At 37.3% G+C, this 12,664-nt stretch carries 13 protein-coding genes and 1 pseudogene; 4 read left to right on the top strand and 10 right to left on the bottom strand.

Going from position 1 to position 12,664, the window contains the following annotated elements; translation table 11 throughout:
- Entirely contained in the window at positions 1–1,851 is a 1,851-nt protein-coding gene (gene typA / locus TY13_RS03150) for a translational GTPase TypA (RefSeq protein ID WP_042471560.1), read from the bottom strand.
- 122 nt (positions 1,852–1,973) lie between these two features.
- On the opposite strand from typA, the gene TY13_RS03145 reads away from it, so the two are divergent.
- Positions 1,974–2,189: a DUF5325 family protein gene (locus TY13_RS03145; RefSeq protein ID WP_042471558.1), complete on the top strand. Its 216-nt coding sequence runs from the start codon at positions 1,974–1,976 to the stop codon at positions 2,187–2,189.
- 62 nt (positions 2,190–2,251) lie between these two features.
- Here the strand turns inward: TY13_RS03145 and TY13_RS03140 are convergent, their stop codons facing one another.
- Positions 2,252–3,043 (bottom strand): inositol monophosphatase family protein, encoded by a 792-nt coding sequence (locus TY13_RS03140; protein ID WP_042471556.1) that lies wholly within the window; start codon positions 3,041–3,043, stop codon positions 2,252–2,254.
- A 161-nt stretch (positions 3,044–3,204) separates the two neighbouring features.
- Positions 3,205–3,402: a hypothetical protein gene (locus TY13_RS03135; protein ID WP_042471553.1), complete on the bottom strand. Its 198-nt coding sequence runs from the start codon at positions 3,400–3,402 to the stop codon at positions 3,205–3,207.
- 96 nt (positions 3,403–3,498) lie between these two features.
- On the opposite strand from TY13_RS03135, the gene TY13_RS03130 reads away from it, so the two are divergent.
- Positions 3,499–4,125: a YktB family protein gene (locus TY13_RS03130; RefSeq protein ID WP_042471552.1), complete on the top strand. Its 627-nt coding sequence runs from the start codon at positions 3,499–3,501 to the stop codon at positions 4,123–4,125.
- 68 nt (positions 4,126–4,193) lie between these two features.
- Here the strand turns inward: TY13_RS03130 and TY13_RS03125 are convergent, their stop codons facing one another.
- Genes TY13_RS03125 through TY13_RS03115 form a run of 3 tightly spaced genes read right to left on the bottom strand, consistent with a single transcriptional unit; the run spans position 4,194 to position 7,323 of the window.
- Positions 4,194–5,402 (bottom strand): amidohydrolase, encoded by a 1,209-nt coding sequence (locus TY13_RS03125; RefSeq protein ID WP_042471549.1) that lies wholly within the window; start codon positions 5,400–5,402, stop codon positions 4,194–4,196.
- Positions 5,403–5,417: 15 nt separating this feature from the next.
- A complete protein-coding gene (locus TY13_RS03120; protein WP_042471547.1) occupies positions 5,418–6,647 on the bottom strand; it encodes an amidohydrolase family protein in 1,230 nt (409 codons plus the stop codon).
- Between the two features lie 4 nt (positions 6,648–6,651).
- Positions 6,652–7,323, bottom strand: coding sequence for an ankyrin repeat domain-containing protein (locus TY13_RS03115; RefSeq protein ID WP_074432928.1), 672 nt, complete (start codon positions 7,321–7,323; stop codon positions 6,652–6,654).
- 154 nt (positions 7,324–7,477) lie between these two features.
- On the opposite strand from TY13_RS03115, the gene TY13_RS03110 reads away from it, so the two are divergent.
- Positions 7,478–8,359, top strand: coding sequence for a LysR family transcriptional regulator (locus TY13_RS03110; protein WP_042471543.1), 882 nt, complete (start codon positions 7,478–7,480; stop codon positions 8,357–8,359).
- A gap of 392 nt (positions 8,360–8,751) precedes the next feature.
- Here the strand turns inward: TY13_RS03110 and TY13_RS03100 are convergent, their stop codons facing one another.
- On the bottom strand, positions 8,752–9,195 hold the full coding sequence (locus tag TY13_RS03100; RefSeq protein WP_042471535.1) for a hypothetical protein: 444 nt from the start codon (positions 9,193–9,195) through the stop codon (positions 8,752–8,754).
- Between the two features lie 500 nt (positions 9,196–9,695).
- On the opposite strand from TY13_RS03100, the gene TY13_RS03095 reads away from it, so the two are divergent.
- Entirely contained in the window at positions 9,696–10,193 is a 498-nt protein-coding gene (locus TY13_RS03095) for a DinB family protein (RefSeq protein WP_042471532.1), read from the top strand.
- 13 nt (positions 10,194–10,206) lie between these two features.
- Here TY13_RS03095 and TY13_RS20960 read toward each other — a convergent pair.
- The 3 genes and pseudogenes from TY13_RS20960 to TY13_RS03085 all read right to left on the bottom strand — a co-directional run.
- Positions 10,207–10,396 (bottom strand): annotated as a pseudogene (locus TY13_RS20960) (IS1595 family transposase); the annotation flags it as partial.
- Positions 10,397–10,834: 438 nt separating this feature from the next.
- Positions 10,835–11,554, bottom strand: a complete 720-nt coding sequence (locus TY13_RS03090) for a KDGP aldolase (protein WP_042471528.1) — start codon at positions 11,552–11,554, stop codon at positions 10,835–10,837.
- A gap of 5 nt (positions 11,555–11,559) precedes the next feature.
- Positions 11,560–12,663, bottom strand: coding sequence for a DgaE family pyridoxal phosphate-dependent ammonia lyase (locus TY13_RS03085; RefSeq protein ID WP_042471526.1), 1,104 nt, complete (start codon positions 12,661–12,663; stop codon positions 11,560–11,562).
- Position 12,664: the final 1 nt, after the last annotated feature.

The raw sequence follows: 12,664 nt of genomic DNA, 5'->3' as shown, positions 1-12,664 counted from the left end.
TTATTGCTCCATTTCCGCGTATTTTTTCTTTTTCGCAATACGTTCACGTTCATTTTTATCTAAAATTTGCTTACGTAAACGAATTGATTCAGGTGTTACTTCTAAATATTCATCGTCACTTAAATATTCAAGTGCTTCCTCTAAAGTCATAATACGAGGCTTTTTAATAACGTTCGTTTGGTCTTTGTTAGCAGAACGAATATTCGTTTTTTGCTTCATTTTTGTGATATTTACAGTAATATCATTTTCACGCGTATTTTCACCAACAATCATACCTTCGTACACTTCTGTACCAGGCTCTACAAACAATGTACCACGGTCTTCTACTTGCATCATACCATAAGTTGTAGATTTACCGTTCTCCATTGAAACAAGCACACCTTGGTGACGTCCACCAACTTTACCTGGAACTACTGGTTGGTAAGAATCGAATGTGTGGTTAATAATACCGAAGCCCTTTGTTAATGACATAAACTCTGTCGTATAACCGATTAGACCACGTGCTGGTACGTTAAAAATAATACGTACTTGTCCGTTACCATTATTAATCATATCAAGCATTTCGCCTTTACGTGTTCCAAGCGATTCAATAATTGAACCTACGCTGTCTTCAGGTACATCAACTTGAACACGCTCGATTGGTTCACATTTCACACCGTCAACTTCTTTAATAATAACTTGTGGTTTTGATACTTGTAGTTCAAAGCCTTCACGACGCATATTTTCAATTAAAATTGATAAATGCAGCTCCCCACGACCAGAAACTGTCCATGCATCTGGTGAATCTGTATCTTCTACACGAAGAGATACGTCTGTTTGCAATTGTGCACGTAAACGCTCTTCAATTTTTGAAGAAGTTACCCATTTTCCTTCGCGTCCTGCAAATGGTGAATTGTTTACTAAAAACGTCATTTGTAATGTTGGCTCATCGATGCGTAATGGTGGCAATGCCTCTGGATGCTCAACAGGACATACTGTTTCCCCTACATTGATTGCTTCCATACCAGATACTGCAATTAAATCTCCTGCTTTTGCCGTTTGAATTTCCTCACGTTTTAAGCCAAAGAAACCGAAAATCTTCGTTACGCGGAAGTTTTTCACCGTGCCATCAAGCTTCATTAATGATACTTGCTGACCAACTGAAATTGTACCACGCGCTACTCGTCCAATACCGATACGTCCCACGAAATCATTATAATCTAAAAGAGCTACTTGGAATTGTAATGGCTCGTCCGAATTATCAACTGGTGCTGGAATATGAGCGATAATTTGCTCAAATAAGCATTTCATATTTTCTTCTTGGTTTGCAGGATTAGGATCAAGGCTTGCTGTACCATTTACACCTGATGCAAAAACAACAGGGAAGTCCAACTGATCGTCATTAGCATCAAGCTCAATTAATAATTCAAGCACTTCATCTACTACTTCCTCTGGACGTGCTGAATCTTTATCTACTTTATTTACTACAACGATTGGTGTTAAATTTTGCTCCAACGCTTTTTTCAACACAAAGCGTGTTTGTGGCATACAGCCTTCATAAGCATCTACTACTAAAATAACGCCATCTACCATTTTTAAAATACGTTCTACTTCTCCACCAAAATCGGCGTGTCCTGGTGTATCTAAAATGTTAATGCGTGTGCCTTCATAATTTACTGCCGTATTTTTAGCTAGGATAGTAATCCCACGCTCACGCTCAATATCATTTGAATCCATTGCGCGTTCTTCTACTTGCTCGTTTGAACGGAATGTACCCGATTGTTTTAATAATTGGTCTACTAAAGTTGTTTTCCCATGGTCAACGTGCGCGATAATCGCTATATTACGTAAATCTTGACGTAAATTTGTCATTATTCCACTCCATATTCTTTTTTCGAATGTTTAACTGTGATATTATAGCATAAGAATAGTTAATTGTCTTTGTCAATTGATTGAACTGATTTAATATAGAAGATAGTTTGGAGGAGAAAATAGTGAATAAAGCAAAATTAGTAATGTTCATTTATGCATTAGCTGCTATTTTATCAATGGTAGGCATCGGTTTTTCTGTATCGCTTATCGGCGTTACAGGTACAGAATATGATAAAGCAGGAATTATTGGTGTTATCGCCTGTGTGCTTGTGATGTGCTTCATCTTTATGATGGCTTTCAAAACAAAACGTAAATTTAAAGAGCAAGGGCTTTTATAAAAAACGCGCGAGAAAATAATACGTTCTCGCGCTGTTTTAATTTACAAATGAATCCTTATTTTTTATTTCAATTCAATATACTGTTCTAAAATTTGCGAATGAATTGATGGATTAGCAATCATAAATGTACCCGAAGATAATAAATTAAACGGCTGTCCCTGCAAATTGCTTGCTACTGCACCAACCTCCTGTGCAATAATGATACCACCTGCGACATCCCATGGCGATAAGCGCATTGATAAATAGGCATCAAGCTTACCGCTAACAACAAAGGCAATTTCCATTGCTGCTGCACCGTACGATCTTGTACCACGTACTGTTCTGACAAGCTCAATTAATTTTTCGTGGTTTACCCTTTTATTTGGCGTTACCCAGATTGTATTAATACCAATAACAGCCTCTTCTAGCTTAACAGGATTTAGCCTGCGTAACGGCGTGTCATTATACCAAGCACCTTGACCTGCCATCGCACAAAATAAATCTTCACGCATCACGTCGAATATGTATCCTAATTTCCCAACACCATCAACAAATATACCAATTGTAATCATAAAATGACGATGTTGCTTAACGAAATTCATCGTGCCATCAATCGGATCTATAATCCAGACAACACCATCTAATGACTCAACCTTTTCGCCCATACCTTCTTCGCCTAAAATTTTATGTGATGCATCGTATTCTTTAATTTTTTCAATGAAAAACAATTCCGTTTCTCGGTCAATATTTGTCACTAAATCATTGGCATTTGATTTTGTTTCGATTTTTAAATCATAGGAGAATGCAGCGCGAATACGCTGTCCTGCCTGCATAATTAAATCTTTTGCAAACAAATCTAGTTGCTGTAAATCCATCACTATGTACCACCTTTCTTCTCTCTGTCACGAAACACAATATATATACTTATGAGAAATAAACTACATATAAACTGAAGACCTAATATTAGTATAACAAAAATCACTTGCTACCCGAATGTTTTTAGCAAGTGATTTTTTAATTTGATTGTAATTGTTGTTTATTCATAGGCATATAGGTTTTCTAGCTCTTGTTGAATTTCTTTCAGCCGTGTTTTTGACTTTTCCATTTCTTTTTCATCTTTTACTTGCATCGCCTCAAACAAGGAAGCTAGCTCGTAATCAAGCTCTAATCTTAGAATGTATTCATATTGCTTTTCAACATCAACCTTGCGTATAATTTTAACCATCTGTTTCATACTCGTCACGCTCCCTCTAGTTTGATTTTGCTGTTACTACTATTTTCCCAAAAAATAAAGAAAATAAACCTTAATTTTGAAAGGAGTTCAAATAAAATGAAAAAAATACAATGGACAAATGAAGATTTCCAAGTCTTTTCAATAGATGGCTTAGACGAAAGAATGGGGGCATTAACAACAATTGTACGCCCAAAATTTCAGCTATTAGGTGAGTATTTCACTACATACTTTAGTACTAAAACAGGAGATGAATTTTTCCCACATGTTGCGAAGCATGCTCGCCGTACAATAAATCCACCGAAAGATTCATGGGTTGCCTTTGCGCCTTATAAACGCGGCTATAAAGCATTACCACATTTCCAAATCGGCTTATGGGGTACGCATCTTTTCATCGTTGTCGCCGTTATTTATGAAGCGCCTCAAAAAGCTGAAATGGCAGAGCGCCTCTTAGCAAACTTAACGTTATTCGATGAACTGACAAATGATTACGTCATTTCAGGCGACCATATGTCACCTAACGTTATTCCATTAGTTGAAGCACGCCCAAAGCAATTACAAAAGCTACTTCAACGTTTACGTGATGTGAAAAAGGGAGAGTTTTTAGTTGGTCGCCATTTAACAATCAAGCAAGCAACAGCATTGTCTGCTGATGAATTTTTAACATTTGCTGAAGAAACATTCGATGCACTTCTACCAATTTATAATACGATTGTTGGAAAATAACGTTATTATATACTATGCAAAAAAGACTAACAAACATACCAAGTTGGTGTTGTTAGTCTTTTTTTATCTTATTCCGCTACGACATTTCCTTTATAAATTGTAGCTACTCGCTTCGACGTTCTTGCAATCGCTTCAGCAGAGCATGATGCTTCCACAAGCACCATATTTGCAGCATCGCCAACCTTTGGCCAAACTTGCTGTCCTTTATCATCCAAAGGCTTAATACCATCTGTGATAAATTGTAGTGTTTCTGCTAATGCACGTTCATGTGACCATCTTGAAAGCTGTGCTAGACGACCTGCACGCTCTAAAACATCGCCATTACCGAATGGTGACCATGAATCAAAAATATTATCGCAGCCTACTGCTACATTCACACCTTTTTTATGAAGTAAACCAACAGGTGGGAAGTTGCGACCAATCGGTGCACTTGTAATAATCGACATACCTGCATTCGCTAAAAGCTCCGCCATTCCCTCTGCCTGTGCTGGAGAAATATCGCCAAGCGCAAATGCGTGGCTCACTGCTACTTTCCCTTGTAAGCCCGCTTCTATTGTTAGCTGTGCTAAACGTTTAATCGTATAAATCCCTAGTTGGTCTGCATCATGCAAATGCAAATCAATACCTGCATTGCCTTCTACCGCAAGCTCCACCATCTCCTGCAATGAACGCTCAATATCGCCATCTACCATTGCTGGGTCTACACCACCAACTAGCCCTGCACCTTGTCGTAACGCTTCACGCACTAGCTCTTTGGCATCTGTACGTAATAAGCCATGTTGTGGGAATGCTACGATTTCATTTGATAGCTTCCCTTCAAATGTTTGTAACGCTATTTGTACTTGTTCTAAATTTTTTAACCCAACTTCTGGATAAATATCAACATGTGTACGAACGTGTGTCACGCCGTATTGTACATAACGTGCGAGTAAAATTTCCGCGCGCTCCTGTGTCGATGTACGCAGTGTAGGTAGCACTGTTTTTTCCACTTCGAAACGTCCGAAAATATCTTTCGTTGGCGTAACAGCACGCCAATCATCACCTAGCAATGTTTTGTCTAAATGACAATGCTTTTCTACAAATGAAGGCAATACTAATAAGTTTTTAGCATCCTTTTGTGGTAAGTTATCCGTTAATGCTTCATTTGCTGGCACGATTTTTGCGATTTGCTCATTCTCTATTAATAAATGAAAACTAGCTGTTTTCGTACTAATTACCGTTTCGCCATCCATTTCATAGCCTGTTTCTAATAATGCGTTCGTTAACCAATATGTCATTTTCCTTATCCTCCCTTATTTCAACAGCGTGCCTGCTACTAAAGAACCTTTATATACAACAGCTGCTCGATTACTTCTACGTGCTACTGCCTCTGCTGAACAGCTTGCATCTACTAATACGAAGTTTGCTACATCGTTGACATTTGGCCACACACGTTGCCCTTCTTCATTAAGTGGTGTAATACCACCTGTAATATGACCTAAAGTTTGTCCAAGTGAATACTCATTGCTTAATCGGAAACGCTCTGCTAAAGTGCTCGCCTTTTCCAAGCTATCCCCTTTACCAAATGGTGACCAATGGTCGATAATGCTATCGTCTCCTAGGAACACCTCTACTCCTTTTTCCTTTAACATTGGAATCGGAATCGTATGTCCAAGTGGAACAGACGAAGCGATTGAAATACGTTGCTGTGCTAGCATTTCTGCCACTTCACTTGCCTCTGTTAACGGAATATCTGCAAGTGCTAACGCATGGCTAATCGTTACTCGACCTTGCCAGCCTGCTTCCTCTGTTAATGCTGCTAAACGTTTAAACGTATAAATACCTAAATGTCCACCATCATGAATATGTAAATCGATATTAGCATTCGCCTCTACCGCAATATCCATCACAGTTTGTAAAGATCGTTCAACATCGCCATCCATCGTGGCTGGATCTACACCACCAACTAATGCGGCACCGTTTTTCATTGCCTCTCTTACAAGCGCAACTGAATCGCTACGTAATAAACCACGCTGAGGAAATGCTACGATTTCAACAAACGCTTTATTTTTATAATTCTCAACTGCACGCAAAGTTGCCTCTAAATTTTTTAAGCCGATCGTAGGGTCGATATTCACATGTGAACGAATATGTGTTGTACCTGCGCTTAATAATAAATCCATCAGCTTTTCAGCTCGTTGCTGTGCTACCGGTAATAAGCGTGGTAGTAGCTCCTGCTCTTCCTCAATACGCGTGATAATCCCTTTTGTTGGAATAGAAGGTGCTTTCCAATCGCCACCATAATACGTTTTATCAAGATGGATATGCATATCTCTAAACGATGGTAACATTAAGCGCTTTTCCACATCGTGCTGTGGTAAGCTTGTTGATAATGGCTCACCCACTGCAGTAATTTCCTTTATTGTTCCGTCTTCAATATGAAGATTATAAAGTCCTGTTTTCGTTGCAATTACTGTGCCATTTTCATAATGATAGCCTTCCTCTAAACGAACATTTGTTAACCAATAAGCTGTGCTATTCATTTTTTCACTCTCCTGCTGCTGTTAATATTTTTTCAATTTCTGTAAAACCTAGCTTACGTGCGTGTTGTAGTGGCGTAACCCCCTGTGCATCCGCAATCGTAATATCCGCTCCATGTTCAATAAGCAATTGAACAATTTGCTGATGGCGTTTACCACCATCACCTAAAATTACTGCTTCCATTAACGCTGTCCAATGCAAATTATTAATATGGTTTACATTCGTATCACTATTTTCAAGTAGCTCTTTAACCACCTCTACATGCCCTCGTTCAGATGCAGGAATAATAGCGATACCACCAAAGCGATTCGTAAGCTTTGTATCTGCACCTGCCTCAAGTGCAAGCTTAACAATTGGCAAATAGCCTGATGCTCCAGCATACAATAAGACATTATTTAATTGTTTATCGCGAATATTAATATCTGCACCATACTCAATTAATAATTCCACCATTTCTACTTGGTTGTTATATGTCGCTGCCATAACAGCAGTTCTTCCATTCATATCTTGTTCATTAATATTAATGCTTGTTTCTAATAATGCTAAAGCCTCTTTTATATCCCCTTGCTCTGCATATTTAATTAATTGCTGCCCCATCGTCTCCACCTGCTTTGCTTCATTTTGTCCTTCAAGCTCGTATGTGACTATTTCCTTTTGCTGACATGCAGTCATCATCATAAATGACGCTAGCACAATCGCTTGAGTTTTAATGATTGCTAATACCCCCTTTTATATTTCTTACTAAATATGCTAGCATGGAATGAACTATATGAAAAATATTAAATAAATTAATTTCACTTAAGATTTAGCTATATAAAGGAGGAAATGTACGATGGATATTCGACAACTACGCTATTTTATTGCTATTGTAGAGGAACAAAAAATTTCAGCTGCTGCTGAAAGACTTCACATATCGCAGCCACCATTAAGCCAACATTTAAAGGCAATGGAGCAGGAGCTTGATGCTAAATTAATTGAACGTAACGGGCGCTTTTTTGAAGTAACTGAGGCTGGGAAAACTTTATATAAATATGCACTGCAAATGACGCAGCTAATGGAGGAGGCTCAAGCAGAAGTAAAAGAAATTGGGAATGGAGGCAGCGGCATATTAAAAATTGGCGTGAATACATTATCCGTTTCAAAGCTGAGTGATGTACTTCAGCAATTTAAACAGCTCTATCCAAATGTGACGTACAAAATTCAGCAAAATGAATCTGCGTACCTATGTCGGCTTGTGCGGGAACGCCATGTTGAGCTCGCCTTCATTCGGCTACCATTAGAGCTTGAGGATTTTTCAGTCGTTCATCTCTACACAGAGCCTTTTTATTTTATTACAAGCCAGAAGCAATTTCCCCTTCATGAGGAAATCTCTTTAATAGATATCCAACAAGAATCGCTAATTTTACCAAGCACTGAAGGGTTGGGTTTACATTATTTAATTTGGGAAGCCTTCTCTCGCCAGCAAATACAACCAAATATTATTAGTGAATGCTCGGATATTACTTTGCTACTCAAGCTAGTCGAAGCAAATTTTGGCACAGCAATCGTACCAGAATCAGTGTTAAAACAACATCATTTAAATAACATCTATACCTATAAAATCGACAGTAGCTCCCTTGCTTCCTCAGTCGGTCTAATTTGGCTGAAAAATCATTATTTATCTAAAACAGCTCAAAATTTTGTGGAGCTATTTAAAAAGCAAGGGCTTCAATAATTTTCACTTGCGATAATATCAATAAAAGGCTGTTGGAAAATAGGTTAACAACCACATTTTCTGACAGTCACCTTCTATCAAAATATGATTTTCAAAATAATCATTAATATGTAAGCAATATATGCCCCTGTACAAAGATAGAGCATAATATATTTTTTCATTATAAAGTTGTTAATCGCCATAACTAAGAAACAACTTCCTAGTAAAACTATCACCCAAATGGATTGATTCCACCAAATTGTCTTATTTCCTCGTTGAATATAGATGCCATGGTAAAGAAAGACTAATGCTACTGTCACAAGCGTAAATAGTAACCCATTTTTTAATTTACTTTGTTTTTTCAAAATACATTTCCTCTTTTTAACGAAACAACAAAAGGGAATTTCGCAGCATTATTCGATTAATTTATCAACAGCTATAATTAACTGAATTTCTTGATTTTGCACAAAGCCTGCTGCAATAAGAGATGGATTATCAATATCGATAGGATAATCGCTCAAAAAGCCCTCTTCTTTAGGAATATGAAGCTGAAAATCTATTTGTTGCCCAACTCCAAGCTGTTCAACGACACTCGTATTCTCACTCACACTAACAAGTCGATAGCTCTCATCTTCTGTAGCTAATCCTGGATACTCCCAATAAAGTACAAGTGCTTCTAGCGACTGCTCTGTATTGTTTGCTACGCGAAAAATATAGCGTTTTCCATCTAATTCATCCTTACTTTCTTCAAGCAAAGAAATATTAATATCACTTGTATCAATAATTGTTTCCTTTGTTGCACAACCAACTAATAGAACTATTACTAATGTAAAAATAGCTAAATATCTTTTTTTCATATAATAGATCTTCCTGCTTTCTAAAAAAATACTCATCAATCCCCTAATTACTATTTCACTTTATTTTTTATAAAAAATACCCCAATCAAAACCATCACAGCTGCTATAGGGAGTGTGTACAGAAAGTTCACTGGCGCAAAATATCCTATAAGAAAAATGGCAATACCTAAAACAATGGTCAATACCCGCAAACCTATCATCCCATACCTCAGTAATCAATATTTTGTAATTTTCTTATATACGAAGAAGGAAATAGCTAAATACTCAGTATAGATTAAAACAACAAAAAAGATATTTTCCAAGAGTTTATTTTTCCTTACTGAAAGATTACTGTCATTTCAGGCTGAAGGAAGTACATTTTAAGGAAGAATACATATTTTTAGAAAGGCTGTTTTCTAAAAAACCCTTTTTTTCAGCATAAATATAAGAACGTACGTTTTATTAGAATGTGATTTTATGTTATAATATTCTTAATTAACATAGGAATGGGGGAAATAAAAATGAGTGAAGAAATAAAAATAATTAAAGATTTTAATAATTATTCATCTTGGTTAATTACATTAGAAAATATGGATGAAACATTATGGTCTACACCAATAGCCAAAGGTAAATGGTCTGTAAGTGAAATAATAGCCCATATTACAAATTGGGATAAACACCTTTTATCCGGAGTCATCCCATCAGTAAGGGACGAAATTGGAATGGAGTTTCCAGATTTTGATTTCTATAATAAAAAAGCATCTGATTACGCAAAATCAGGCATATCACAGTCAAAATTACTTAAAGAAGCAAAAGATACTAGGGAACTACTTGTGAAAGAACTTAACGAACTACCAACTAAAAATTTAAACAAACCATTAACTGCAAATGGTGTATCTCATTGTCCCCATACTTTGACACCTTACTCACTTATATATATTGTCAAGGAATTTACAGACCACGATAATCACCATAAAGGACAAATTATACAATTCCTAAAGGAAAACAACTTGGACTAATTCAAGTTGTTTTTTATGCGCTTCTTAGCCTTTCAACCGTTGTATAATTAGATTTTTGACACGCTAAAATAAGCATTTGTTCTACTCATTTATCAAATGCCAAGTCTCTCCTTTTTCCAACGAACGGAACCAATGTCCAAATAATAAGTTCCTCCTCCTCGAAAACGTTCCAACCACCCTTTTAAGCGATTATGGAAATTATTATATTTAGAAAAAATGTGCCAATAAGTATAATGAAAAAACAATAATCCTATATATTATTGTCATGAGATATCCCTATTTTTTAAATGATATAGAAAATCCCTTTAAAGTCATACACAATCACTTTAAAGAGATTTCTTAACATAAACTATTAACATATCATAGCCAATTCCCAATCAATTGGCTAATTTGATGATTCTAATTAAAGCATAAACTAAATAATTTTTAATTTAAAAAATGACAACACTAAACGAGTATTCTATTGCCTTTAAAACTCCAAGTCTCTTTTTATAAACTTTACACATAAATTATTTAATAAATCTTAATGATTGGCCTATATTATACTCTTTTCTTTTTTCTTCTCCATCTGTATGCCAATATACATTAAAATAACTTTTATTTAAGCATACATTCATTACCTACTTCTACATCCTCTATAATCAATCCCACTGCATTTCAAGCAGTTGCTGGATTTTTTCAACCTCTGTTTTACCTGTTGCCTTATCAATCAAGGATGTATAAAGATGAGGGATAACCGTTTCAACGCCGTTATCTAAGCATGTTTTCACGATATTATAGACGTTTTCTACAGTAATACCGCCTGTTGGCTCAAAAATTTTCAAGCCTGCCTTTACTGCTGCCTGTGCCATTGCCGCAACCTCAGCTAATCTTTTTTCCCCCTCGATTGGGTAGAATTTTACTGAATGAATCCCTATTTCAGCTAGCATGTTGGCAGCCATCTCACAGGAAATGGCTTCTCGATTAGCTGAGCTATTTGGTCCTGTTGAAATATATACTTTACCTGGTGTACCCGTAGGCTCAATAACTGCATTGACTACAGGCTGCTCTGCCAGTTGCTCCATGCGTCCAAGCGTATAGCCTGCCGCTGGGAAAATTTGATTAATATGATCAGGCTTTGTTGCAGCAGAAACATCCGCTACTTTTTTCCACATTGCAGGATCAGCCGCACCTAAGCCTACAGAAACCAATACACCATTCTCTTGGAAGGATTGCACTTGCTTAATAGCCGCTTCCTCAGTCGGGAAATCCTTCACCATCACACCGACTAATACACGTTCACCTGCTACTGCCGTTAATTCTTTTGCATTGTCTACATCTTTCGCTAGTACATTAAAAATGACTTTATGCTGCAAATTCAATTTGCTCAACCTCCTGCTACAATTCGAATAATTTCATCAGCAATAATATCCTCCTGCCCATCTAATAATGGGCGAGGATCAACAGATAAAATACCTACATTTACATAATGATGGCGTAAATAAATTGCTGGATTGCCCGCCTCAAGCAAATGCAACAACCTTTCAGCAGAAAGACCTGTCTTTTTTTCATCTACATGAATTTGCGCGCGATAAATTTCTCTTCCTGCTTCGTCTTGTTTAATTGAGCAAGTTAAGCCCTGAATCGCTTCTAGCCTATTACATAAATGAGTCATACGCGCTATTTGCTGCTCTGCATTTGACGTTTTTGATGGATACTGGCGCAATGCTGTAATTAAACCAGCCATTGCTTCTTTCCCAACTTTCATTGGGCGGCCAACACCTTTGTACTGCATACGACATGCTTCCATTAGCTCTTTCTTCCCACAAATCAAACCTGATGTTGGCCCTTCTAATGCTTTGCCACCACTATAAATCACTATATCTGCGCCCATCGAGATATATTTTTGAAAATCCTCCTCTGCTGCTGCATCAATAATAAATGGTAGCCCGTGGTCCTGTGCTACTTCCATCATCGCCTTGATGGATTGCATCCCCTTTTGCACAGCATGGTGTGATTTAATATAAAGCAGTGCGGCTGTTTTATCTGTAATCGCTTGCTCAATATGTTCTTTTTCCACTTTATTTGCTTGCCCTACTTCTACAACTTGCCCACCACCAATTTGAATCATTTGCCCAATGCTTGCACCAAAATGAACAAGCTGACCTTTTTGAACAATGATTTCATTGCGCAGCCCTACTGTATTTGGAATGCGTTCAATTAGTGATAAGTTTTTACCTGCAATTACTGCCGCTATCGAAATCGCAATACCTGCCGCTGCTCCACATGTTGGGCAGCCATCTTCAGCACCTGTGCTTTCGGCAATGACCTTTCCAGTAAACTCCATCAACTCATCAATATCTACATAATCTTGCGCAGCATCCTTTAAAGCCTGCGCAATCTCATCTGTCACTGCTGACGCCCCAAGCGCCGTCATTTTACCGCTGGCATTAATAATTTCACGTAAGCCTAGTTGTTTAAAAATCCCCATT

Origin of the sequence: Bacillus ndiopicus, assembly GCF_000612805.1 — a bacterium.
Lineage (GTDB): Bacteria > Bacillota > Bacilli > Bacillales_A > Planococcaceae > Metasolibacillus > Metasolibacillus ndiopicus.
Note: the sequence above shows the minus strand (reverse complement) of the source record. Positions and strands in the feature narration are given on the sequence as shown.

What these genes read in the sequence shown, in the direction of transcription:
- typA (WP_042471560.1), bottom strand. Translation starts at nt 1,851, where the DNA reads ATGACAAATTTACGTCAAGATTTACGTAATATAGCGATTATCGCGCAC.
- TY13_RS03140 (WP_042471556.1), bottom strand. Translation starts at nt 3,043, where the DNA reads ATGGATTTACAGCAACTAGATTTGTTTGCAAAAGATTTAATTATGCAG.
- TY13_RS03135 (WP_042471553.1), bottom strand. Translation starts at nt 3,402, where the DNA reads ATGAAACAGATGGTTAAAATTATACGCAAGGTTGATGTTGAAAAGCAA.
- TY13_RS03130 (WP_042471552.1), top strand. Translation starts at nt 3,499, where the DNA reads ATGAAAAAAATACAATGGACAAATGAAGATTTCCAAGTCTTTTCAATA.
- TY13_RS03125 (WP_042471549.1), bottom strand. Translation starts at nt 5,402, where the DNA reads ATGACATATTGGTTAACGAACGCATTATTAGAAACAGGCTATGAAATG.
- TY13_RS03120 (WP_042471547.1), bottom strand. Translation starts at nt 6,647, where the DNA reads ATGAATAGCACAGCTTATTGGTTAACAAATGTTCGTTTAGAGGAAGGC.
- TY13_RS03115 (WP_074432928.1), bottom strand. Translation starts at nt 7,323, where the DNA reads ATGATGATGACTGCATGTCAGCAAAAGGAAATAGTCACATACGAGCTT.
- TY13_RS03110 (WP_042471543.1), top strand. Translation starts at nt 7,478, where the DNA reads ATGGATATTCGACAACTACGCTATTTTATTGCTATTGTAGAGGAACAA.
- TY13_RS03100 (WP_042471535.1), bottom strand. Translation starts at nt 9,195, where the DNA reads ATGAAAAAAAGATATTTAGCTATTTTTACATTAGTAATAGTTCTATTA.
- TY13_RS03095 (WP_042471532.1), top strand. Translation starts at nt 9,696, where the DNA reads ATGAGTGAAGAAATAAAAATAATTAAAGATTTTAATAATTATTCATCT.
- TY13_RS03085 (WP_042471526.1), bottom strand. Translation starts at nt 12,663, where the DNA reads ATGGGGATTTTTAAACAACTAGGCTTACGTGAAATTATTAATGCCAGC.